Genomic DNA, 25,326 nt, shown 5'->3' with positions numbered 1-25,326 from the left:
AAAATGAACGCTGCATTGAGTCACCTGGACGATGATCGACTCTATCATTGTGCTCATTGCGTCTGGATTATCAGTTTCCCACCGCCAAGCTTGGAACAGACAATATCAAATGGCCAAACGGCTCTGGCACATAATAATCTTTGGATCACCAAAGCGGTCTTGGAAATTACACCAAACATAATGAATGATACAAACTCTCCAAAGAACAAACGATGCTCACGTACCGTTACCTCAAGACAATTCTTGGAACTCCAGGAAACATGAAGAAGTTCCTCGTCTCCATTGGTCATCCTGAAGAACATCATGGAAATCCATTAACAGTTCATCGTCAGTCATCGACACCGCAGTACATCCAAGAAAATGCAACGAGAAGTCGACAACATGACAAACGTTGGTTAGGAATACCTGACCTTGGCAGGAAAACATATACCTACGTTTGAGTGCGCCTGCTAATCCCAGATTATCTGCCTGCTTCTCCGCAATTCAGTTTACGATAGCTAACCTTTGCAACAATCACACTTTGGGCCCGCCCCTTAATTGGAGCATGTATCTATGACTGCTAATAACTCTCCAAAACGCCGCGCACTAGTGACTGGTGGTAGTGGTGATTTGGGTGCTGCCATCTGCCGTCGCTTGGTTGCAGACGGTCTGCACGTCATCGTCCATGCCAACCGCCATCGGTCCCGCGCTGATGCGCTGGTGGAACACTTGTGTGCCGAGGGCGGTAGCGCTGAGGCAATCGTTTTCGACGTAACCACTACACAAACCAGCACACCAACACTGGAAAAACTGTTACAGACCAGCCCAATTCAAGTAATCATTAATAATGCAGGCATCCACGACGACGCACCAATGGCAGGGATGTCATCCGCACAATGGCATCGTGTCATTGATGTGTCTTTGCACGGCTTTTTCAACGTAACCCAACCATTGCTGCTACCGATGGCGCGTACCCGTTGGGGACGCATTGTCTGCGTATCATCTGTCACGGCGGTTTTGGGAAACCGTGGACAGACCAACTACGCAGCAGCCAAAGCCGGGTTGCACGGTGCAGTACGCTCACTGGCCCGTGAGATGGCTAATCGCGGCATCACCGTTAACGTAGTCGCACCAGGTGTGATTGAGGGTGAGATGACGGGGAAAACATTTACCTCGGAAACGATCAAGCAATTGGTACCAGCCGGTCGTGCCGGTCGTCCCGAAGAGGTGGCTGCCTTAATCGGGTTTCTGTGTTCAGATAAAGCCGGTTATATCACTGGTCAGGTGATCGGTATCAACGGAGGAATGGGTTAATCATTTAAATAATTTCCAACCACCTCGACCCAGAGGATTCGAATTTCTTGACACACTATTTCTAATTAAGAAGACTGAAAAACAGAGTTTCTTTGAAGAAAGCGCTCTACTGATTAAAACAATAATAAACGTCAGCTATAAGAAGATCGAAGTATTAATAGGCATATCACAATACAGATACTATCCTTGCTTGTCATCACTACAGACGTCGTCGTTCCCATCAATAGCTTATTCCATATCACCATACAACAATGGAGAAAAATGCTTATTGTGTCCATTTTTAATATGATCAACATCAAAATCATGTTTTATAATCGAGATCGCTTTAGTCAAACGATGCTCTTGATTAGTACAAAGACAATCTCTTAAAAGTCGTGTGCTAACCAATTTTTTAATTGTACTCAATACGATTGAGTCACATGCTCATTTTTCGAATAGTTCACATCGTTACTAATATCGACTAAAGCAGCCTTTTCAAAAACATATCGGGTAACGGTACTGGTATCACTACGAAAATGCTGATGATATCAAAATACGTTTAACACAAAACACTTAAGAAATAGATTTCTGCCCACCGCCGAAAAAAGATAACGCTGCCAATTCTATAGCATTGAGGTACTTTCTACGAAAATTTTATTGCACAGCAGTGGATAAACAAGCAATGTATCGAACTATTTCACATCGAATCTATAAAAAATATTCATCACATTTACACCATACTTTTTAATCATATCTATCATGTGCAGGTATTCGATTGCGATAATCTGGTTACTTTTAAGTGAGCTGTACTGCATGGGCAAAGATAGAGAACACCACTACACACACTAACATCACCCACTTAAAACATTGTGTTTCCGTGCAATACACGTACATAGCATTAATCAAAAAATTTTCCTTGCTGCGTAATTCCGCAAACGAAGACGCTTCACAATACAAAAAGTGTATTATGCTAAATATTCTCCTTACAACCGTTTTTAAATCTATGACTACCTTCATAAGATATAACCGTGATATGAAAAACGGTCTCTTTGTCTCTTTATACTGCACTCAGCAAATGAATCTTGCTGATAATTCAATTCCCTACATCAATCATAGCCCCCTCGCTCAATTACACATTTCGGATAGCGCGGAGAAATCATTTAATTTTATTTACAGAAAAATGAAGTAGCAGCAGCGACAATGAAGAGCGTTTTGAGTACATATGTTATTGCCTCAAAATATTAAAAATTGAAATTCACGCAGGAATATAAAGCAATCAATCCAACACTACCTGAAACAGAATTCAAGAACTGTTCAAGTACAAACGTAAATGTTCATGAATTAGATAGAAGCTGCTTTATGGATTTATCAAAAAATCGAGCCTCTATTTTATCGCCATGATCGAATAATCGATGAAGAGAAATTCAAGACAAGATGTGATCCCGACCATCATAATGAGTCGATTATTGATAGCCATGATCACATAAAACATTCCGCATCATGATAAAAATCTTATCCATTTTGATTCATCCATGTATGTCGCTGAGTATGGTTGCAAATGGTATGGTCTACCCAAACACTTCGGCCACTGACACACAATCTACACAGGCATGAACTGATGGGCAAAGCCGGGCGTGCTGAATTAAGCCTTCGGGCCACTCCAACAAATGGAAAGATCATCCAGATCAATAGCTAGACTGTATCACTGTACAGCAGCCAGTATGAAAGTATATCCGGGTGTTACCGGCGCACGCCCAAAAACGGTCAGACGGATATCAACACTTCTCATGGTGAATGGAACACCAAGAACCATCTCCTTGCAGAGGACACGGACACGACGATAAAGACGGCCATCAGCCTCGATAAGCGCACGATATGCCGGAAGATCGCCAGTGACTCAAGCGACTGCAAGCGCATCGAGCCTTGGGCTATATGGTGCAATAATGAGGTCGAAAGCATGTTCTACAAGCTCAAGGGCTATCCCCATATCTGCTCCAGATGCCAGAAGCTCGATGCCATATTCATCGCCTTTATCTGCTGGGATCTGATTGCGGATGGCTTGCAATCATGTTAACAGGCCCTAACCGATGATCAGAAGAGTAGCAAAGGAGACATGATGATAGACGCTTTGTTCCCCTTCCCCTACAGACCGTGCAGATTAGGCTCACCGACGAGCAAAGACTCATCCAAGTGCATTCACAGAGTCTAGCAAATGCAGTACGTCACGGGAGTGATCTCCATGGACAAAATTAATCGGCCATGTCCACATGAAGAAATCTCAATCCATCAACAGCCAGATCATGGATGTCCTCAATCATAAGGTGAATTGATTGTAAGCTCTGAAACACGACAACATTCTAAAAATGGTGAACCATTTGTGATGCATAAATGTTTGGCTACGAATAACGATAAAGAAGCTACAAGAGGAGAACTATCGTCTGTAAAACAAATATATCTTAGAGAAACTCAAGGTCTTATCGGAAACGCTACCGAAGAAGTGGTGAAGGCATCTTATGGTGTAATTGGCAGTACAAGAAAAAGAATATATCCATCAGTAAAAGACGCTAAATCTTTCATACTCGTTAGAAATGCTTCACGTGAGGAAACTCATCAATAATTACTACTTCTGGGAGCAGTCACAAAAACTGTAACTCGTTTGTATTTCCTGATTTATAAAGCAACGTCAAATACCAGTGGTGGAACGATAAGCACGCATGTTGTATCTATAGAAATGCCTGCGTACAAACTATGCACACGTCTGCCGCACAAGAAACCGTTATCTCTCCAAGAATAGTCGATGTCTGTCATACATGATTCGATTAGACGATGATCGAAACTTCAGGCGCTGTAATATGATCCTTCACATTCATCGCCAAGCTCATGATCTTGAAGAAGAGCTCTTCTTTACACCATCACAGTACCTGATTGGAGATCTCATACCGATCATATCCTTGCCCTATAACAGAAATTCATAAGTTTGTGATCACAACCGTGAAAATATCAGAATACTTATTCTAACTGGAGTACTCTCAGTTAGAGAGTACCATCCTAGGCATAGCAAAACAGAACGCCTAGATCGTTAAGCTGCAATCAAACCATTAATCGCAGTATCAGTGCATAGCTTTACAAATGCCAGATTGTCCACTCAATGGACTTGTATCAAAAACTACACATACTCAAACATGGATTTTGTGGAATCATGTCAAAATAGCAACTTCCGACAACCACGTCGCTCTACTTCTTTGCGAAAAATTTGTTGAGAAAATTATCTAGTGAAGTTGGTTTCCTCACATCATACTTTCCATTACTTAGAAAAATTCAGAGCAGCCATCACTGATGGACACCAATGAAAGCATGGGATAAACGAATATTTTTATCGAAATCAACATCTCAAAATTAAACTCTTTTATTAACTAATCTTGATTACGAATAGTACAAAGGTGTATCTGTCAAATAAGAGTTTTCATCATATCAAAAATTGAATAATGAATAACAACTTAGTATTAAATAGGGACTCAGCAATTCAAAAGTGCCAGTTCATAAATGTGAGTATAGTAAATGTCCCTGTCAGGTCCAGCACGCTGCATTTTAAAAGGGCAACGAAGTTTAGTAGTGAATGTGACACTTGATTTACGGCGCTGATCCCGCAACTTTTGAGGTGGCACTGATGGCACACTAGCACGTTTTACAGCAATCCAGCGTTCGATTTTTTGTTGCAAGATATCCAGAGGGACCGAACCGTCCTTCAGTACTTCGGCATGGAATTCCCGCAGATCGAACATTGGACCTAATGCTAATTGTGCATACTGGCGTAGTTGGTGGATTTTCAATTCACCGACTTTGTAGGCTAATGCTTGGCCTGGAACAGCGATATAGCGATCGACCTCAGCTTCGGCCTCGATACGGCTGGTTGCCGAGTTTTCTAAGATATAGTCAACCACTTGTTCGCGGCTCCATCCCTTAGTGTGTAAACCGGTATCGACTACTAAACGAATTGCCCGCGACAGAGCATCCTGTAAGTAACCAAAATAGTTGTATGCATCCTGGTACAACCCAAGCTCCTTACCCAGGGATTCAGCATACAAACCCCAACCTTCAATGAATGCAGTCTCACCACCTAATCGACGGAACTTGGGGAGACGTTGCAATTCCTGCTGTAATCCTAACTGAAAATGATATCCAGGAATGCCTTCATGCAGGAACAATTTTTCTGCATTCCAAGTACGAAGCGAAGACAAATCATGAGCATTGGCGTAAAACACACCAACATGGCGTTTGTTGCTAGACGGAGGTATATACGAACCAGCCGCGGCTGACGGTGCGCGAAATGCTTCTACCGGACGGATTTCAAAACCAGCTTTGGGTACGAGCGAGAATAAATCTGGGACTCGTGCCTCCACGCGCACCCTAAGATCACGGTAGTAAGCAAGCATCTCTTTCTCACTACTAAAGGTAAAGTATTCGTTATTCTGCATAAAGCTGAAGAACTTCTGCATCGAACCATTGAAACTGAGCTGATTCATCACTGACTGAATTTCAGTCTGCAATCGCGCTACTTCTTTCAAGCCAAGCTGATGGATTTGTTCGGGCGTTATGTTCGTTGTGGTGCTCTGGCGTACTGTGTAGGCATACCAAGCCGCACCACCAGGTAATGCACTCAGACCAACACTGTCACGACACACTGGCAGGTATTCAGTGGCAATGAAATCGCGTAGCGTTCGGTAAGCGGGTAACAACTGGTACTCAACAATACTTTTGTATTCAGCGGTAAGACGTTGCCGGTTCTCCTTTGAGAAGCTGACTGGCATATTATGGATAGGCACCCAGAACAGGGTTTCTTCAGCAGTTGGCTTGATAATAACATCTAACTGCGGAAGCACCTTTTCTATCAGCACTTTAGGTTGCACTACACCAGATTTCATGCCGACACGCATATTCACAATGGCTTGATTGAACAGCGCCGGGATACCTAGTGAGCGACGTGCCCAATTGTCATAATCCTGCACAGTATTGAACGGTTGCGCACCGTTACCAGAACCCAGAACCACCGCTACATTAGCAATGTTGTAGAACTGATTAATTGGTAGCATCCAGCTCGGATAACGCTCGGCTTGCAACGAGTTACGCGCATCACGCACGAAAATCTGGTAGCTAATCAATGCCTGTCCATCTAACCCATCCGCGCCAATTGCCTCAATCTTCTTCAACCATGTCTCGATGAAGTCATGCTGCTGTCGCCGAAACGCAGCCGACAAAAAATTGGGCATTTTTTCTGCGTGATAAGCATCTCCTTGTAATGTGGCCTGCAGAGGATTGAGTTTCATTGAGGCATCCCAGTACTTGTCATATAGAAGATTTAGCTGTTCTGCCTTACCAGGTAACGCAGACACTGTCTGGCTCACGTGTAGGGGAAGCGAATGGTTTTTCGCTTTGCTGTGAGTTTGCGTGTTCTGAAGTTTGGTGCTCTTGTGCGCAGCAGCTTTAGTTGACAAGGACAACAATAAACTCATGGTAGTAGCAATAATTAACGTGAGCAAACGAATGAGGAAAGAAGACATCGAGAATTTCAGAAAACATACGATCAAGGGAGATTGCCCGATTCGACCTCAGGCGTAGTCGAAACATACTGTCACTCGGTCATGTTCCGCTCAGAATATAATGCGACATAAATCACTTATTATTCCCTTTGCTGTTCTAAGCAATTCACAAAATCAATTTTTTAAACATCTTAAACCTATAAATGTTGTTTTCTATCCTAATGTATCGACGTCAGAAAAACAGATAAACTCAAACAAACCATCCAAATTATGAACCATTCATGACTTAGAGAAAGCACTTAATCGGCGCCCCTAAGGAAATTAAGTCAATTGCCAGTTCATCAAGTACTTACGGTGGTGAAGATATTAGCTATAGTTAGTACTGGACATTGAATGCTATAAAAATAAAGCAAAGGATAGTGTCTACAAAAAGTACACCCGTTCATTTTGACAATGAGATGCACATTGCTGAACACACTGTCTTTGTATTTGCGTTAGACGCTTTCATGGAAGTATTTACAGTATGAGGTTAAATCTTGTTGTTTCTAGTTTTTTGTACTTTTTTTACATATTTTTTAGCGGCATGGATACTGATTGGTACTTTGTTGCTTAATGATGTTACGCAGAGGTGTGATTGGCGTTTTCCAGCGCTGGTGGGGCTATTGGCCCACGGGGGGTATCATTTTTCAGTGTCATTTCACAGTGCTTGGGCTGTGGACATGCATTTTTTTGCTGCGCTATCACTCACAGGGCTGGTGATGTCCGGATTAACCATCTTGTTTGGTACTGACGGGCCGATGGGGACAGTAGGTGTGGTGGTGTTCCCTCTGGCGGGACTGCTGCTGGGTGTTTATCACAGCTATGGTCACTCACCCAGCACGGCACTGGGTTGGCGTGTGGAACTGCATGCTTGGCTGGCATTACTAGGTTATGCGACGTTGAGCATTGCAGCACTGTTGGCGATGATGTTGTGGTTTCAGGAACGTGCGTTGCGGCGCCGCAACGTTCACCGCTGGCGGCGTGCGCTACCACCACTCACTGAGCTGGAGAAGTTACTTTTCCGCATGATCACCGTTGGTTTTGTGCTGTTGACCTTCACCGTGTTCACTGGGCTTTTGTTCGTGAAGGACTTTCTGGAACAGAAGCTGTTGCATAAGAGTGTGCTGAGTGTTCTGTCCTGGGTGGTATTTGGGGCGCTTTTGATTGGACGCTGGCGCTATGGCTGGCGGGGCATTAAGGCGGTGCACTGGACGTTGACTGCGATGACACTTTTAGTATTTGCGTTCTTTGGCAGCAAACTTGTGATCGAGTTGATACTGAGTCACCAGGGCGGTTCAGTACCACCAACCTAGCAAGCCTCATATCTCATAGGGGTGATCAGGGGCAACATCAAACAATGATCATCGCCATCCGGTGAAAACAAGCATGTCTATGTCTATGGGATATAAGATACTTCAAGATTGGCAATTGCCACACCAGACGGTAGTACGCTGTCTGATAGTTGTTTGGCGCAAAAGGCTTCCACAATGCTTACAGGGCTGTTGCTGACGACCGTAGACAAACAATTCCTGCTTGAAGTAGCCAGGGTGCCCATCGGGATCGAGGAAATCTCGCAGGGTAGTTCCTCCACGGTTGATTGCATAGAGAAGAATATCCTTAACCACTTCAGCCAAGCGCTGATAACGTTGGGCAGATATTTTGCCGGCTTCGCATAGGGGGCTGATACCGGCGCGGAACAAGCTTTCAGTGGCATATATATTGCCGACACCGACCACGATACGTTGGTCCATGAGGAAAGCTTTGACGGACACATGGCGACCACGGCTACACTGGTAAAGATAATAGCCATTGAAAACATCTGAGAGTGGTTCGCAGCCAAGGCGCTGGATGAGAGGATGCACTTGTCCATCTTCTTGCCATAGTAAACATCCGAAGCGGCGGGGATCGTTGAAACGTAGCACACGACCGTTAGTTAAAACGATGTCCACATGATCGTGTGGGCGTAGCGGCGTTTCTGCCGCTAGCAGACGCAGACTGCCGGACATACCGAGATGGATGATGAGGCTACCCCCTGCATTAGTATCGATCAGCAGGTATTTGGCCCGACGACGCAAAGCAGTGATGCGATGACCCGGCAGACGACCTTCAATCTGGGAAGGGATATCCCAACGCAAGGTGCGCCTACGCAGGATAAGACAATTGATGAGCTGATCAGTCAGATATGGCAACAGCCCACGCAATGTGGTTTCGACTTCGGGAAGCTCAGGCATGAAAAAGAGAGCTAAAGGCCACCCAAGTGCCTCGCAGAAAGTGAATGACGACAGAAATCACAGCAATTAAACGCATAGAAAGTGTCTGTATAGAAAGCATAAAAAAACAAACCCTCAGCTAATTCAAGCTGAGGGTTCGATGGGAAAAGACCCTGGCAATGACCTACTCTCGCATGGGAAACCCACACTACCATCGGCGCAGCTGCGTTTCACTTCCGAGTTCGGGATGGGATCGGGTGGTTCCACAGCGCTAATATCACCAGGGAGACGGTTGGAGGATGTAATCACCTCATTAAAGAGGAGATACACCTTCTCGCATAGGGAGTGATGATGTAGCAAAGCATTCATGCCTATCAAAATAAGCCACCGATATACCGAAGCAACTTAAGGTTATATGGTCAAGCCACACGGATCATTAGTATCAGTTAGCTCAATGCATTGCTGCACTTACACATCTGACCTATCCACCACGTAGTCTACATGGTTCCTTTAGGGGACTTACATCCCGGGAGATCTCATCTTGAGGCGCGCTTCCCGCTTAGATGCTTTCAGCGGTTATCGCTTCCGAACATAGCTACCCGGCAATGCCACTGGCGTGACAACCGGAACACCAGAGGTTCGTCCACTCCGGTCCTCTCGTACTAGGAGCAGCCCCTCTCAAATCTCCAACGCCCATGGCAGATAGGGACCGAACTGTCTCACGACGTTCTGAACCCAGCTCGCGTACCACTTTAAATGGCGAACAGCCATACCCTTGGGACCGACTACAGCCCCAGGATGTGATGAGCCGACATCGAGGTGCCAAACACCGCCGTCGATATGAACTCTTGGGCGGTATCAGCCTGTTATCCCCGGAGTACCTTTTATCCGTTGAGCGATGGCCCTTCCATACAGAACCACCGGATCACTAAGACCTACTTTCGTACCTGCTTGATCCGTCGATCTTGCAGTCAAGCACGCTTATGCCTTTGCACACAGTGCGCGATGTCCGACCGCGCTGAGCGTACCTTCGTGCTCCTCCGTTACTCTTTGGGAGGAGACCGCCCCAGTCAAACTACCCACCATACACTGTCCCTGATCCGGATAACGGACCTAGGTTAGAACGTCAAGCACGACAGGGTGGTATTTCAAGGATGGCTCCACCACAACTAGCGCCATGGTTTCATAGCCTCCCACCTATCCTACACAGACGAACTCAACGTTCAGTGTAAAGCTATAGTAAAGGTTCACGGGGTCTTTCCGTCTTGCCACGGGAACGCTGCATCTTCACAGCGATTTCAATTTCACTGAGTCTCGGGTGGAGACAGCGCCGCTGTCGTTACGCCATTCGTGCAGGTCGGAACTTACCCGACAAGGAATTTCGCTACCTTAGGACCGTTATAGTTACGGCCGCCGTTTACTGGGGCTTCGATCAAGAGCTTCGCATTACTGCTAACCCCATCAATTAACCTTCCAGCACCGGGCAGGCGTCACACCCTATACGTCCACTTTCGTGTTTGCAGAGTGCTGTGTTTTTGATAAACAGTCGCAGCGGCCTGGTTTCTGCGACCCTCTTCAGCTATGACGCGCATGCGTCACCAAAAAGGGTGCACCTTCTCCCGAAGTTACGGTGCCATGTTGCCTAGTTCCTTCACCCGAGTTCTCTCAAGCGCCTGAGAATTCTCATCCTACCTACCTGTGTCGGTTTACGGTACGGGCTTCGTGAGCTGAAGCTTAGGAGCTTTTCCTGGAAGCGTGGCATCAGTGACTTCGTCTAAAAGACTCGTCTCGGTGCTCGGCTTTAAAAAGGATCCCGGATTTGCCAAAGACCCCAGCCTACCTCCTTTCTCCGGGACAACCAACGCCCGGTACACCTAGCCTTCTCCGTCCCTCCATCGCACTCACGCGAGGTGCAGGAATATTAACCTGCTTCCCATCGACTACGGCTTTCGCCCTCGCCTTAGGGGCCGACTAACCCTGCGCCGATTAACGTTGCGCAAGGAAACCTTAGGCTTTCGGCGTATGGGTTTTTCACCCATATTATCGTTACTCATGTCAGCATTCGCACTTCCGATACCTCCAGCAAGCTTCTCAACTCACCTTCACAGGCGTACGGAACGCTCCTCTACCGCGCATATCAAAATATGCACCCCAAGCTTCGGTTCATAGCTTAGCCCCGTTAAATCTTCCGCGCAGACCGACTCGACCAGTGAGCTATTACGCTTTCTTTAAAGGATGGCTGCTTCTAAGCCAACCTCCTGGCTGTCTGTGCCTTTCCACATCGTTTTCCACTTAGCTATGAATTTGGGACCTTAGCTGTGGGTCTGGGTTGTTTCCCTTTTCACGACGGACGTTAGCACCCGCCGTGTGTCTCCCATACAATCCTTCTCGGTATTCGGAGTTTGCAATGGTTTGGCAAGTCGCGATGACCCCCTAGCCATAACAGTGCTCTACCCCCGAGAGGATACATATGAGGCGCTACCTAAATAGCTTTCGAGGAGAACCAGCTATCTCCGGGTTCGATTAGCTTTTCACTCCTAATCACGCCTCATCCCCTACCTTTGCAACGGGAGTGGGTTCGGGCCTCCAGTACCTGTTACAGCACCTTCACCCTGGACATGACTAGATCACCCGGTTTCGGGTCTACTGCCCGCGACTATGCGCCCTTATCAGACTCGGTTTCCCTTCGCCTCCCCTATACGGTTAAGCTCGCCACGAACAGTAAGTCGCTGACCCATTATACAAAAGGTACGCAGTCACCCCGAAGGGCTCCTACTGCTTGTACGCACATGGTTTCAGGTTCTATTTCACTCCCCTCTCCGGGGTTCTTTTCGCCTTTCCCTCACGGTACTGGTTCACTATCGGTCGGTCAGGAGTATTTAGCCTTGGAGGATGGGCCCCCCATATTCAGACAGGGTTTCACGTGCCCCGCCCTACTCATCTTCACTGGCATGACCCTTTCGGATACAGGGCTATCACCTTCTATGGCCAACCTTTCCAGGTTGCTTTCCTAAAACCATACCAGCTTAAGGGCTAATCCCCGTTCGCTCGTCACTACTCAGGGAATCTCAGTTGATTTCTTTTCCTCTGGTTACTTAGATATTTCAGTTCACCAGGTTCGCCTCCATGAGCTATGAATTCACTCAAGGATACTGCCTAAACAGTGGGTTCCCCCATTCGGATATTGCCGGATCACAGCTCGTTGCCAACTCCCCGACACTTTTCGCAGGCTACCACGTCCTTCATCGCCTCTGACCGCCAAGGCATCCACCATGTGCGCTTATTCGCTTGACCATATAACCCAAAGCCGCCTCAGAATCATCTGTGACAAAAAACTTCGCCACTTCATAATCTAATGGACTCACGCCCACACCTGGCTTCAATGACTTATTGTTACTAAACAGTTCAAACGCTTACTACATCATCAAGTTATAAAAGAACGCTTCACAGCTACAACGCCGATCAGCATAAAAACAATGCGCAAACTACATTCAGAATCGACGACCTCACATTGGTGGGTCTGGGAGGACTCGAACCACCGACCTCACCCTTATCAGGGGTGCGCTCTAACCACCTGAGCTACAGACCCATAAGACACCCTGGTGGAGCCTGCCGGGATCGAACCGACGACACCCTGCTTGCAAAGCAGGTGCTCTACCAGCTGAGCTAAGGCCCCCCGAACTGAACTCGAACCCTATGCCAACATAAAACTCTGAATGCAGGTAACTTGTGAGGACGCCTAACAGGACGATGATATGCTGCCATACTCAAAAGGAGGTGATCCAGCCGCACCTTCCGATACGGCTACCTTGTTACGACTTCACCCCAGTCATCGGCCACACCGTGGCAAGCGCCCTCCTCGCGGTTAAGCTACCTGCTTCTGGTGCAACAAACTCCCATGGTGTGACGGGCGGTGTGTACAAGGCCCGGGAACGTATTCACCGCAGCAATGCTGATCTGCGATTACTAGCGATTCCGACTTCATGGAGTCGAGTTGCAGACTCCAATCCGGACTGAGATAGGGTTTCTGGGATTGGCTCACCCTCGCGAGATTGCAGCCCTCTGTCCCTACCATTGTAGTACGTGTGTAGCCCTGGTCGTATGGGCCATGATGACTTGACGTCATCCCCACCTTCCTCCGATTTGTCACCGGCAGTCTCCTTAAAGTTCCCACCATAACGTGCTGGCAACTAAGGACAAGGGTTGCGCTCGTTGCGGGACTTAACCCAACATCTCACGACACGAGCTGACGACAGCCATGCAGCACCTGTCTCACGGCTCCCGAAGGCACCAATCCATCTCTGGAAAGTCCCGTGGATGTCAAGACCAGGTAAGGTTCTTCGCGTTGCATCGAATTAAACCACATACTCCACCGCTTGTGCGGGCCCCCGTCAATTCCTTTGAGTTTCAGTCTTGCGACCGTACTCCCCAGGCGGCGAACTTAACGCGTTAGCTTCGATACTGAGTGCCAATTTGCACTCAACATCCAGTTCGCATCGTTTAGGGCGTGGACTACCAGGGTATCTAATCCTGTTTGCTCCCCACGCTTTCGTGCCTCAGTGTCAGTGTTGGCCCAGGTAGCCGCCTTCGCCACGGATGTTCCTCCTGATCTCTACGCATTTCACTGCTACACCAGGAATTCCGCTACCCTCTACCACACTCTAGCTATCCAGTATCCACTGCCATTCCCAGGTTAAGCCCAGGGCTTTCACAACGGACTTAAACAACCACCTACGCACCCTTTACGCCCAGTAATTCCGAGTAACGCTTGCACCCTTCGTATTACCGCGGCTGCTGGCACGAAGTTAGCCGGTGCTTATTCTTTGGGTACCGTCAGAACAACCGGGTATTAACCAATTGCTTTTCTTCCCCAACAAAAGGGCTTTACAACCCGAAGGCATTCTTCACCCACGCGGCATAGCTGGATCAGGCTTGCGCCCATTGTCCAATATTCCCCACTGCTGCCTCCCGTAGGAGTCTGGACCGTGTCTCAGTTCCAGTGTGGCTGATCATCCTCTCAGACCAGCTACCGATCGTCGCCTTGGTGGGCCTTTACCCCACCAACTAGCTAATCGGACATCGGCTCATCCAATCGCACAAGGCCCAAAGGTCCCCTGCTTTCACCCGTAGGTCGTATGCGGTATTAGCGTAAGTTTCCCTACGTTATCCCCCACGACAAGGTAGATTCCGATGTATTCCTCACCCGTCCGCCACTCGCCACCCATGATATCGCTACCACTGTGCTGCCGTTCGACTTGCATGTGTTAGGCCTGCCGCCAGCGTTCACTCTGAGCCAGGATCAAACTCTTCACTTAAAATTTGCAACTAAAACCAACAACATTCTCAATGCATACGCCAAAATATATGACAACATCAAGCCATATCCAAAATACGGCCAATTGCCAATCAATTAACGCCTGCAAGATGGACAAACAAAAACCACCCCATAGGCGTCCACACAAATTACCTGCGCATCATTTCAAAGAACATAGCAAAACAGCTTCAACGCCATCCCGCAACTAACTCAACAACATCACCACGCAAGTATAACCACTCAAACAAATACGTCAATAGAAAAAACTCACACCTAATAAAAAATCTACCGCCTGTTCACCAACAAGCAAGCCTCACCAAACCTCAAAAACATAGCAATTTAATAACCCATCGTCAACCCCATCCATCCCCAAAAAAACTTCCTTCACACCTCATCCTAACCTATATCCACTGCTCATCCCCACTCAACCCTAACAACACTTACATCCTGATGTGACTGATAAAAGAAATCTCATCCAAATACACCAAATACTATAAAAATCAAAAAATAATTACTGCGCAAAGCCAAAAAACCTCAACAATATAAATAACAGCATCATGGTGAAGACGAATGAAAAGTTATTTGAGTACCGTTACGCATGCTTAAAGAAATCTCTTTGAATTTGCAGTCTGCTTCCATAACCTGCACGAATAACACATCATATACGATGTGCCAACCTGCGATATAGACTCAAATCCATACCATCGGTAATGAATGTACGTCGAATGTACGTCAAAAATTAGTTCAGAAATATTAACACTTGCCGATTCCAGGAAACTCCTAAGGCTTCGAGTAAGTCACCAGTCTGATCCTAATAAAGTTACGCTTACCAATCTGGATGACCCCCTCGAACCCAGGCACAAAGTGCAAATGAGCATCCTCGACCACAACCCCATCCACACGCACAGCACGCTCCTTGAGCTTACGTATTGCCTCTGAGTTACTCGGAGTTAGTCCACAAGCAGTCAACAATGCAACGATGCGCAATCCGTCAGCCGGCACATTAATCTGCTGCAGCGGCAACAGGTTGTTGTTAACTTCTCCAGTCACCACCGCATGCCAGCCAGCGATCGCCTGTTCTGCTGCTGCCTCATCATGGAAACGACTCACAAGTTCATGAGCTAAACGCAATTTAACCTCACGCGGGTTTAGCTCTGATTTCGCCACTGCTTCACGCAAAGTAACCGCCTCAGCAGTGCTGATCTTAAAGGACAGCAATTCGATCCAACGCCACATCAGGTCGTCACCAATCTTCATCGTTTTTGTGACGATGTCGATTGCCGACTCTTTGATGCCAATGTAGTTACCTAACGATTTGGACATCTTAGCCACACCATCCAGCCCCTCAAGCAGCGGCATAGTCAGTACGATCTGAGGCGGCTGCCCATGATGCTCTTGCAAGGTTCGTCCCATCAACAAATTGAACTTCTGATCTGTACCGCCGAGTTCGACATCAGCCCGCAAAGCAACCGAGTCATAGCCCTGAATCAGCGGATAAAGGAACTCATGGATCACAATCGGCTGTTTAGCATTAAAGCGCTTAGCAAAGTCATCCCGCTCAAGCATGCGTGCAACAGTGTGCTGAGCCGCCAGCTTGATCATATCGACAGCGCTCATTTTTCCGAACCATTCGGAATTGAACCGCACCTCGGTACGTGTGCGATCCAGAATCTTAAATACCTGGTCCTCATAGGTACGGGCATTAGCCAACACATCCTCATGACTGAGTGGCTTGCGGGTGACGTTTTTACCAGTCGGATCACCAATCATCCCCGTAAAATCACCAATCAGAAAAATAACTTGGTGGCCAAGATCTTGAAACTGCCGCATCTTGTTCAACAAAACAGTATGTCCCAAATGCAGATCCGGAGCAGTCGGATCAAAACCTGTCTTAACCCGAAGTGGACGCCCGCTTCTCAAGCGACGCTCTAATTCATCGGATTTAAGTATCTCGTTAGCACCCCTCTCAATGAGGGCAAGAGAATTTGCAACTAAAGACATATGCATTATTCAGCAGCAGAAGTCGTCTGGAATTTTAATGATACGTTAATAGGCGATCAATTCAGCTCAAACATAAAATTACGAATGAGGTCAATGATTTGACGAGCCAGAGACGGATGTCTATGTTAACGCTGCTTGAACTTAATTCGTAGATATCGCTCTAAGGAAATTCCATAATGCAAAATACAGAACAGAGGTGCACTCATAAACAGCGCATCCATGAGCGGCTCCATGTCCTCCATGTTTTTAACCTACATCACAAACTCAAGCATAGGTTTCCTGCTGCATTCAACCAACGGTGGACTCGACGCCACTGGATCCACGCTGCCCTATTTGCCATGATCGGAGCGTTAATCGCCACCATCATCCCGGGCTTATCCAATAATATCTCTCCCCGACTATCAAGCCTAACAACATTAGCACTACCTCTACCAACACCATACACCTCAACGACGGACACATGGCAGGTGGTGACGATTAAACCCGGACAAACACTAAGCAGCATATTCAACGAACTTCAGCTCTCCAGCAACGACATGGAACGAGTCCTGAATTATGCTGATCTACGTAAGGTCCTCACACGACTCAGTCCAGGCAACGAAATCGCCTTCGATATATCCAACGACGGCCAGTTATGCGGCATGCGTTTTAATCGTGACGAAAACTATCGCATCGAACTGACTCTCGGCAACAACACCATCCATGAACAGGTTAGCAAACGCCAAACCAGCACCCGCACTGTAGTCGCGAGTGGCGAGATCAAGAGTTCACTGTGGATGGCTGCACGTGAGGCCGGTTTATCGCCGACAGACGTGATCACACTGACCGATAAAATTTTCAAATACGATATCGACTTCGACAAGGACTTGCAGACTGGCGACCGCTTCAGTGTGGCGATGGAAGAGACTTGGCGAGAAGGCGAACGCCTACCTGGCGCCAAGATACTGGCCGCGACCTTCAACACCGGAGGAAAAATCTATTCAGCCCTGCGCTTCATGCGCGACGGCAAAGCCGAATACTTCGATATGGACGGCAGGCCACTAAAGAAAAGCTTCATCCGGATGCCAATCTCATATGCACGGCTAAGCTCCACCTTCGGCTTACGCCGCCACCCGATTCTCGGCACAATCCGCATGCATAAAGGGGTGGATTATGCCGCTCCGACCGGTACCCCAATCATGGCCGCTGGCGATGCACGCGTCCAATTTATCGGCCAACAGCGCGGGTACGGCAATGTAGTGATCCTCAATCACGGCAAAGGCTACAGAACTCTGTACGGACATATGTCCCGCTTCGGCAAGATCAGAGCAGGCCAACAGATTAACCAGGGAACGGTCATCGGCTACGTCGGCATGACCGGCTTAGCCACCGGACCACATCTGCATTACGAATTTCAGGTCAACGGTCAGCATCGCAATCCACTGTCAGTCACGATGCCACCACCAGAACCATTACGCGGCACCAATCTAATCGCATTCCGCACGCAAACAGCATCAGCACTGGCACAAATTCAACAATATGAAAAGCGATTCTACGCAGCAACCAACAAACACGACACCAAATCTGAAGAGAAAAGCACACGCAGCTGAAACACACCGGCTTCAATACTAACTATCAATACTAACTATAAGACACCGTTAGCCACTTTCAGGTCTTTGCCTGTATGCCCGTGCATGATGATCACTGCAATCCAAAATCCAGCTCCGCTCTACCTCGGTCTCATGTCCGGCACCAGCATCGACGGCATCGACGCTGCACTGGTGCGGATTAACGCAAACGCGATACCGCCTTGTAAGTTGGTTGCTGCACAAACCTCCGCTTGGGAACCTAACCTACGCACGACTCTGTTGGAACTTAGCCAAGGACAGAACACCGCATCCCTTGACCAGCTAGGCTGGCTCGATGCCCAGGTCGGACTGGCCCTCGCCGCAGCAGCCAATGCACTGATCGCAAAAACAGGAGTAAAGCATACACAGATACGTGCAATTGGCTCTCACGGCCAGACCGTACGCCATCGCCCACTCGGCGATCTACCATTTACTTGGCAATTAGGCGATGCCCACCGGATCACCGAACTCACTGGAATCACTACCGTCGCCGACTTCCGCCGCCGTGACATAGCTGCCGGCGGCCAGGGCGCACCACTCATGCCAGCTTTCCATCTAGCCATGCTCGGATCGCCAACGGAAAACCGAGCAGTGCTGAACTTAGGCGGCATTGCCAACTTGACACTGATCCCAGTGACCGGCCCGGTACTCGGCTTCGACACCGGACCAGCCAACGCACTGCTCGACAGCTGGTATCAACGCCATCATCACGGGACCTTCGATCAAAACGGTGAATTCGCCGCACGTGGTCGGATCAACCAGCAGCTACTGGCACGTCTGTTAGCCGATCCCTGGTTCACACTGCCGCCGCCCAAAAGTACAGGACGCGAACAATTCCATTTAAATTGGGTCACCAAACAACTACAACCTGCACCACCATCGCCAGCCGATGTGCAGGCAACGCTGCTCGAACTGACCGCAGTCACCGTAGCAGACGCCCTACTACGCCAACAGCCCAAGACCCATCGGCTAATGATATGCGGCGGCGGCGCACATAACCCGGTGTTGATGGCACGCCTAGCTGCACATCTGCCCAACGTGGCGGTGGAATCGATTCACACCTATGGGCTCGACCCAGACTATCTGGAAGCAATGGGTTTTGCTTGGCTAGCTGCACAAATACTGGACGGCCAACCAGGCAACCTGCCAAGCGTCACTGGCGCACGCGGCCTACGTTTGCTCGGCGCAATCCACCCAGCCTGATAGAAAATAGCAAACTGGTCCAACCGTTTCACCAAACAAAAAAGCGAAGGAACATATAAAAAAATTTCCTTCAAAACTTTAACTGCTGCTGATATCTCATTGTTTGAATTCCTGGGGCATATGATCGGCAAACAGACACTTCCCATCCTCATTCATCCTGAAGACCGATAGATCATTGCATCTATTTCGGTACGCATACGCCACGTTATCGCCAAACCCGGCACTCCCTCCAATAAAGACACCAGGAAGAACGTTTGCCATCCACAAGCATCAGCCAGCACCCCAGCAAATGGTCCAACGAAAACTCGACCGAGTGCCGCAAACGCCGAAAGCAACGCATAGTGCGTTGCGGAAAATCGGGCATTACACAGATTACTCAGCAAAGCCACGAAAGCCGCTGTCCCCATACCTCCAGCGAAATTGTCCAAACTCAGGACAAATAACAATAGGCGATCCATGTCTGTTGGCATATCAAGATGCACAATCAACACATTGAAGCTGGGAATAACCGAACTCCCCCAGAACCCAGGACCAACACGTGCCAACGCATAAAACCCCAGGTTGGACACTAATTGCATTGCACCAAACCAAAACAGTGCCCGCGACAAACGTACACGCAGTAGAAAGAAACCACCGATCACCGCACCGACGATCGTCATCAACAAACCAACCGTCTTATTAGCAATTCCAACTTCCGTTTGGCTGAAATGCGCGCCATTGATCAGAAACGGGGTAGATAAACTCAGCGCAAAAGCGTCACCGATCTTATAGAGCACCACCAAAGCCAAAAATACCCAAGCACCTGGCATTTCGAAATAAGTCATCAATGAGCGATTTAAGGTCTCGAAACGCACAAACCGGATGCAAGACAACCCTAACATCATCCCACCGGCAATCTGCCCCATGACAAACAGCAAACGGATCCATCGTTCTTTGCTCTCCGGATCCAATCCAAACACCATAAAAAGATAACGAGTCAGCAGCGCACCCACCACCACACCAATCAGCAAGGCCAAAAACCCCAACAACTCACGCACACCATCAGTCGCAGGAGCTACGAAACGTCCCGACAGACGCGGCATTAACAGTAACGCGAGCAAACCAGAACCAAACATGAGCCCACCCATCACCCGGTATACCTGCGGCCAGCTATGCCATTGCTCAGCCCAAATCAAGGCAATGCCACCAGACAACACCATTGCTAACCGATATCCGAGCACAGCGAGCGAGCCTCCGAGTCCCCGCTCATGAGGCTCAAGCAAATCTGTCCGATAACCGTCGATCACCACATCCAACGTTGCAGATAATGCCGCAACAGACACCGCAACAGCGGCAAACAACGGTAATTCGTGAACCGGAGACAACCCCGCCATAAGAAATAGAGCGCCGCCAAGCATCCACTGTATCAAGACAATCCACCCACGCCGCCGTCCCAACCAGGGCACATCGAATCTATCGATCAACGGCGCCCACAGTATCTTGAACGTATAAGGAGCCGCGACCAATACCAGGAACCCAAGCGTGACAAGATCCAACCCCTCAACCGTCAACCATGCCTGCATGGCCCCTCCAGTCAGCGCAAGCGGCAATCCCGAGACGAAACCAAGCAACAGCACCGTCAAGAAACGACGTCCATCTTGCAAAACTGCACGTACATGGAACATCTCTGAATGCTCACTCACAACACATACTCCACAATGTAAGGGGCGTGATCAGAGAAGCACTGCTCACGGTAAATCGCACAGTGCGACAGGCGTTCACGCAAGCCTGGAGAGACGAACTGGTAATCGATCCGCCATCCCACATTGTTGACGCGCGCCGCGCCACGGTTGCTCCACCAGGTGTAATCCTCACCTTGTGGATGCAATACACGGTAAGTATCAATCCAGCCGCGCCCCTGAGCCGGGTTAACCTCATCGAGAGAGTCGGCACATAGGCCATTGAGCCAATCACGCTCCAACGGTAAGCAACCAGAATTTTTCTGATTAGATTTCCAATTACGAATATCCAATGCACTGCGCACGATATTCCAATCACCACACAACACATAATCCCGACCACTGATGAGCCACTCACACAGCATCGGACGCAACCAGCGCATGACCTGGAACTTATAATCCTGGCGCCGCTCCCCTGAAGAACCCGAAGGAATGTAAAACGAAACCACACTCAGGCTTCCAAATCGCGCCTCCAGATAACGGCCTTCTTCGTCAAACTCGACCCAGCCCAACGTGGTGCGAAGTTCGTCCGGCTCACACCTACTGTAAATCGCCACGCCGCTATAACCCTTCTTAGTCGTCGCATCCCGAAAACAGGCCTGATACCCAGCCGGCAAAAAATCTGGGCCCACCAGTTGATGTTTCTGGGCCTTGGTTTCCTGCACACACAGCACATCGATCCGCTGGGTAGCAAACCAATCAAAGAAACCCTTGCTAACAGCCGATCGCAACCCATTGGCATTAAAACTGGCGATTCTCAAAAGTCACCCACATTCATGATTTTTTCATTCAATAGCAATGCATCCCTGATGCATAGCTACTTTGTCTACCAATCCGCGCAATCATCGCAATGATTACTTACCGGCAGGCTGAATGCATTATATCGGCGCCACTTGCTGGCACTGGGACACCATCGGCACATGGCTTTGGCCACCATCACGGCAACCTGTCTACTGACAACACAGGTACAGGAAACCAAATCGCACTTCGAAAGTAAGCCTGACGAAAGCAAAGATGTATTCACGCATTCACCCGGTGTATCTCACCCACAGCGCTTCTGGCAACGTTCACCATAGACGCCGCGCTCTGCGGAACCATTGAGCAGTCCGAAGACGGCCGTTACTCTCTGAACTTGGTGACTGATAACAAAATTATGGACATCCACCATCCGGCCCGGCTCACTGACATCCGAGCACACATGGACGGGCTATATTCCCCCACGCACACCCACAGCAGTAACCATGGATGTGCCCATGTGGATCTCAAGCACCCAGACTACCTTGCAACGAAGAGGAAGGTGCTATTTCAAGATCAGAACAAAACACAAATACTCGCCAACGCTCCCCTAGCCAGGGATGGTAAAAACTCACGTTATCAGTTAAGCAGATGTCTTCAACAGGCTCGACAGATCACCTGATATCCCTTGTTCTGGATCGCATCACCCACGAAAGACTTGATGACATAACATCATTTGATGGTTTTCTCCTGAACAATGACGGGCACCTGATCCATAACGACAACATCGAATGTTCGTGTTGCTTTTTGCTAACCGTTACGCCGCCGCCGTACCCATGGCACGCCCCCACCAACAACGATACAGACCTAGCCATGCTCTTGCGCAGCCAACAACAGCACTTGATGACTGCCAAGCTGGACATCACCAATATCGCATTGCATGTTCTATTCGAAACAAACATCCTCATTGCATCGCTTCGGATCTGACGCTTCCAATCTCCCTCAATGAAAAGCATTGAATCGGAATAAGCATCCGAAGCACTACTCCAACTCTGCCCTACTGCGTCACATCAATCGAGAGGGGATTCGGCAGTGAACCACCCATCCTCCATCGACACCCAAAGCATGCATAGCAAAGGTCGACCCGGCATACCCATCCATCCGTGCATTGCTCGAACTCGGTGACGTAGATGGCACGCCCATCAAGCACGTTGCATCCTGTTTGATCCGGCACACGTCACATGATTGGATGGATATCGCCAGCCTCAATCGATCCGGATCTTGAGCACACCCATCGCGATCTGACCAAAGCCACCGATCACCATCCCGTCGCGAACACCCTAATCTCAAAGCATATCGGACCTTATTTTGAATCAAACACATGACATTCCCCAGATTGCTAACTAAAACATTGAATCCGTTGCAGCGCCAAACACCAAGGAAATAGTGAAGCAAACCGAAACCTTCCTTGCTGCCATGCACATCGCCTTCATGCAAGGCCATACTTCCGCACCCATAGTCCAGTTGCTTTACACCCTGGCTTTCAGATCAGCGAACATCACCACCAGCACCATTGCATCAAGCAGCGACCGTTCCAAGTCCATCCTCTGATAAAAATCCCCAACTTCATCTAAGCATGCAGCTACCAACATGCTTCGAATGCCAATCACGTCCGCTGTATACATGACCCGCAAAGACACCTCTCTCAGCAACACTCTCCACACCCATTGACCGTACAGTGACTGATCTACCGCCAGCCGCCCCAGAACCACTATCAGAATTATGGTTCGGCATCTTGCACCGCAATCGGCCAAGCGTTGGTCTCTACCGTGATGGCACTCAATACGAACACCTCATACCCCGACACCCAGTACAGACAACACACCTGCGCAAAGCACTTGTGGCCTGATTTTTCAATCCACAACGGTTCCACTACTACCGGGAAATCTCAGCGCCAAACGTGAACGACGCCCGCTCAGACAGAATGCAAGCGATTCTGCTACCCCGATCATCATCCCTTGTCCCGTGGCGCACCCATCTGCCGGATTTCGTGCAGTACTTCGTTCGGCTGCACACACCGCACACAAAAACTGCATAAGCATTCGGCAAGGGCATGATGATGGCCCGCTCAAGCAACTCCCTTGCGGCTACCCCACGGGCAGCCTCCAGCACGACATCTGTACGATTGTTTCCTCAAACCTTAGCGGTGCGATTGATGCAATTCCGTTCCTACAACTTGATCCGAATATTCGGAATTTCGCGTTTCACAGGATATGCATTTACTTACAGTAATCATCACAAGAATCCAGAACGACGAATTCTGAAATTCCAATACAGATGCCATGACATGGTCACTACGGCATAAACACCGGACCTTGAGATCAATTCAAAGCTATTGCAGCGGCTTTATTTTCACCACCGCTTACGAACCTTAGTCCAACAGCCAAATCATCCCTGCGCAAGCGTGCTTGGGGAATAGTCGATGAACATCACAGATGATCGCCAGGACACACCAACGGACAACAAAGACCAGAACCGTATTGAGCTCACGTCATTGCATCCTGATTAATCGCATCAACTTCATGTAAAACCGCTCAATGATTGCACAACGATAAAATGATCGACCCTGCCACCAAAGCAATTACTACCATGTCTTCATCTTGAAGAGCCGGCCACGTTCATCTTCATCATGTAACGTCACCACAATTTCATTGGTAGTAAACACTGGCAGATCTTCAGCGGTTCGCTCGGGCAGATCAGAATCAATCAGCGTCACGATGGACTGAAGTCCAAAGGACGCATAGCGCCGAATCACTGCCAGCAGATTTTCCTTCTTACGGTTATCCAAAGACTCGAACACCCCATCGTGATAAACAAACCGTGGGAACCGATCGTTTGAATAAGCGCGCAATATGGCCAGATCGAATGCCATACAGAGCAGCCTGCGGTAGGTATACCCAAGATCGGCACTGGTCGCCTGACCTGCGGCGTCGAGAATGTGTGCATTGAACTCCAGATGACCGCGTTTATTAATGGTCACACTCAATGACGCACGACAGTCGATGACCTCCTCGACAATCTCCTTGAAGAAAAAACGGATAGAAGAAAAGACGCTGTCTTGCTCCAATTTTTGCTGCTTCACATCGGCTTGGATCTTCTCCTCCAAATCACGGCATTCTTCTTGCAGAACGCCAATATCATGATCGAGTGTACGTAACCTCTCCAAAGGCTCGCGCTTATATTCCAATAAATATATCTCTGCACGCAATGTAAGTATCTCATTGGACAGTGTTTTGTACTTTATGAAAACTCCAGTTTCCTTTAGAAAAGAAAGCCCCTCAAAACACTGTTTATCCAAATCATCCAGTTCCGCATCAATCCCCTTGAGTTTGATTTCAATCTCGGCCAACTCTTCTTCCAAGTAACCACGGCGTTCTGCAGTGATGGCACGATTAAAAGCGATCAACTGCTCAAAATCCTTTTTTATCTGCCCTTGGAAGAGCACTCCTGCTTCATGAAATAACCGCTGCGCCTCATCCGGGTGGAACAGGATCTGATCTTCCCGCAACGACGCTTTTACCTTCTTCAAGTTCATGCGCATAAAATAGCGCGCCTCGTTAAGTTCGGCGCTACGTTGATCGATTTGATTGACTATCTTCTCGGTGAGCGTTTTGTCCTGCTCATGAAAGT

Annotated in this window: 13 protein-coding genes, 2 tRNA genes, 3 rRNA genes and 1 pseudogene; 6 read left to right on the top strand and 13 right to left on the bottom strand. The window is 48.4% G+C overall.

Features of this window, described 5'->3' with window-relative positions:
- The first annotated feature begins 552 nt into the window (after window positions 1-552).
- Complete coding sequence (gene fabG / locus PLS229_RS00790) at window positions 553-1,293, top strand: 3-oxoacyl-ACP reductase FabG (protein WP_038271021.1); 741 nt, start codon at window positions 553-555, stop codon at window positions 1,291-1,293.
- Window positions 1,294-3,169: 1,876 nt separating this feature from the next.
- Here the strand turns inward: fabG and PLS229_RS00785 are convergent.
- Window positions 3,170-3,337, bottom strand: a complete 168-nt coding sequence (locus tag PLS229_RS00785; protein WP_160165163.1) for a hypothetical protein — start codon at window positions 3,335-3,337, stop codon at window positions 3,170-3,172.
- A gap of 327 nt (window positions 3,338-3,664) precedes the next feature.
- Here PLS229_RS00785 and PLS229_RS00780 point away from each other — a divergent pair, with 327 nt between their 5' ends.
- Window positions 3,665-3,889, top strand: a complete 225-nt coding sequence (locus tag PLS229_RS00780; protein ID WP_162814079.1) for a hypothetical protein — start codon at window positions 3,665-3,667, stop codon at window positions 3,887-3,889.
- 1,060 nt (window positions 3,890-4,949) lie between these two features.
- Here PLS229_RS00780 and PLS229_RS00775 read toward each other — a convergent pair.
- Window positions 4,950-6,830 (bottom strand): annotated as a pseudogene (locus PLS229_RS00775) (DUF885 domain-containing protein); the annotation flags it as partial.
- A gap of 518 nt (window positions 6,831-7,348) precedes the next feature.
- Between PLS229_RS00775 and PLS229_RS00770 the strand changes: the two are divergent.
- On the top strand, window positions 7,349-8,161 hold the full coding sequence (locus PLS229_RS00770) for a cytochrome C assembly family protein (RefSeq protein WP_425511081.1): 813 nt from the start codon (window positions 7,349-7,351) through the stop codon (window positions 8,159-8,161).
- 102 nt (window positions 8,162-8,263) lie between these two features.
- Here the strand turns inward: PLS229_RS00770 and mutM are convergent, their stop codons facing one another.
- The 7 genes from mutM to tyrS all read right to left on the bottom strand — a co-directional run bounded on the left by mutM (window position 8,264) and on the right by tyrS (window position 16,373).
- A complete protein-coding gene (gene mutM / locus PLS229_RS00765; RefSeq protein ID WP_038273054.1) occupies window positions 8,264-9,079 on the bottom strand; it encodes a bifunctional DNA-formamidopyrimidine glycosylase/DNA-(apurinic or apyrimidinic site) lyase in 816 nt (271 codons plus the stop codon).
- A gap of 150 nt (window positions 9,080-9,229) precedes the next feature.
- Window positions 9,230-9,343 (bottom strand): 5S ribosomal RNA (gene rrf / locus PLS229_RS00760).
- 130 nt (window positions 9,344-9,473) lie between these two features.
- A 23S ribosomal RNA gene (locus PLS229_RS00755) occupies window positions 9,474-12,352 on the bottom strand.
- Between the two features lie 218 nt (window positions 12,353-12,570).
- A tRNA-Ile gene (locus PLS229_RS00750) sits at window positions 12,571-12,647 on the bottom strand.
- Between the two features lie 11 nt (window positions 12,648-12,658).
- Window positions 12,659-12,734: transfer RNA gene (locus PLS229_RS00745), tRNA-Ala, on the bottom strand.
- A gap of 94 nt (window positions 12,735-12,828) precedes the next feature.
- Window positions 12,829-14,373: ribosomal RNA gene (locus PLS229_RS00740) — 16S ribosomal RNA — on the bottom strand.
- The 16S, 23S and 5S rRNA genes sit together here with 2 tRNA genes alongside, the layout of an rRNA operon.
- Before the next feature lie 779 nt (window positions 14,374-15,152).
- The gene (gene tyrS, locus PLS229_RS00735) at window positions 15,153-16,373 is read right to left on the bottom strand and encodes a tyrosine--tRNA ligase (protein ID WP_038272327.1); all 1,221 of its coding nucleotides are present in this window, start codon (window positions 16,371-16,373) and stop codon (window positions 15,153-15,155) included.
- Window positions 16,374-16,549: 176 nt separating this feature from the next.
- Here tyrS and PLS229_RS00730 point away from each other — a divergent pair, with 176 nt between their 5' ends.
- Both PLS229_RS00730 and PLS229_RS00725 read left to right on the top strand, forming a co-directional pair.
- Window positions 16,550-17,962 (top strand): M23 family metallopeptidase, encoded by a 1,413-nt coding sequence (locus PLS229_RS00730; protein WP_038272330.1) that lies wholly within the window; start codon window positions 16,550-16,552, stop codon window positions 17,960-17,962.
- A gap of 87 nt (window positions 17,963-18,049) precedes the next feature.
- The gene (locus PLS229_RS00725; RefSeq protein WP_038272403.1) at window positions 18,050-19,183 is read left to right on the top strand and encodes an anhydro-N-acetylmuramic acid kinase; all 1,134 of its coding nucleotides are present in this window, start codon (window positions 18,050-18,052) and stop codon (window positions 19,181-19,183) included.
- Between the two features lie 152 nt (window positions 19,184-19,335).
- On the opposite strand, the gene PLS229_RS00720 is transcribed toward PLS229_RS00725, so the two are convergent.
- Together PLS229_RS00720 and PLS229_RS00715 are read right to left on the bottom strand one after the other, a co-directional pair.
- A complete protein-coding gene (locus PLS229_RS00720) occupies window positions 19,336-20,865 on the bottom strand; it encodes an MFS transporter (protein WP_038272331.1) in 1,530 nt (509 codons plus the stop codon).
- The gene (locus tag PLS229_RS00715; RefSeq protein WP_038272332.1) at window positions 20,862-21,662 is read right to left on the bottom strand and encodes an exodeoxyribonuclease III; all 801 of its coding nucleotides are present in this window, start codon (window positions 21,660-21,662) and stop codon (window positions 20,862-20,864) included. Before PLS229_RS00715 ends, PLS229_RS00720 begins: the two co-directional genes overlap by 4 nt.
- A gap of 625 nt (window positions 21,663-22,287) precedes the next feature.
- Here PLS229_RS00715 and PLS229_RS00710 point away from each other — a divergent pair.
- Window positions 22,288-22,623: a hypothetical protein gene (locus PLS229_RS00710; RefSeq protein ID WP_152536654.1), complete on the top strand. Its 336-nt coding sequence runs from the start codon at window positions 22,288-22,290 to the stop codon at window positions 22,621-22,623.
- A gap of 542 nt (window positions 22,624-23,165) precedes the next feature.
- Here PLS229_RS00710 and PLS229_RS11865 read toward each other — a convergent pair.
- Both PLS229_RS11865 and PLS229_RS12065 read right to left on the bottom strand, forming a co-directional pair.
- The gene (locus PLS229_RS11865; protein ID WP_216651944.1) at window positions 23,166-23,330 is read right to left on the bottom strand and encodes a hypothetical protein; all 165 of its coding nucleotides are present in this window, start codon (window positions 23,328-23,330) and stop codon (window positions 23,166-23,168) included.
- Between the two features lie 950 nt (window positions 23,331-24,280).
- Complete coding sequence (locus PLS229_RS12065) at window positions 24,281-25,237, bottom strand: DUF2326 domain-containing protein (protein ID WP_230428147.1); 957 nt, start codon at window positions 25,235-25,237, stop codon at window positions 24,281-24,283.
- Window positions 25,238-25,326: the final 89 nt, after the last annotated feature.

The sequence above is a fragment of the Xylella taiwanensis genome (genome assembly GCF_013177435.1).
Classification (GTDB): Bacteria; Pseudomonadota; Gammaproteobacteria; order Xanthomonadales; family Xanthomonadaceae; genus Xylella; species Xylella taiwanensis.
The sequence above is the reverse complement of the archived record's forward strand: the minus strand, read 5'-3'. Positions and strand labels throughout refer to the sequence as shown.

Excerpts from the sequence above, each read along its gene's own strand:
- fabG (WP_038271021.1), top strand. The coding sequence starts at position 553 with ATGACTGCTAATAACTCTCCAAAACGCCGCGCACTAGTGACTGGTGGT.
- mutM (WP_038273054.1), bottom strand. The coding sequence starts at position 9,079 with ATGCCTGAGCTTCCCGAAGTCGAAACCACATTGCGTGGGCTGTTGCCA.
- tyrS (WP_038272327.1), bottom strand. The coding sequence starts at position 16,373 with ATGTCTTTAGTTGCAAATTCTCTTGCCCTCATTGAGAGGGGTGCTAAC.
- PLS229_RS00730 (WP_038272330.1), top strand. The coding sequence starts at position 16,550 with ATGCAAAATACAGAACAGAGGTGCACTCATAAACAGCGCATCCATGAG.
- PLS229_RS00725 (WP_038272403.1), top strand. The coding sequence starts at position 18,050 with ATGATCACTGCAATCCAAAATCCAGCTCCGCTCTACCTCGGTCTCATG.
- PLS229_RS00710 (WP_152536654.1), top strand. The coding sequence starts at position 22,288 with ATGTCTTCAACAGGCTCGACAGATCACCTGATATCCCTTGTTCTGGAT.
- PLS229_RS12065 (WP_230428147.1), bottom strand. The coding sequence starts at position 25,237 with ATGCGCATGAACTTGAAGAAGGTAAAAGCGTCGTTGCGGGAAGATCAG.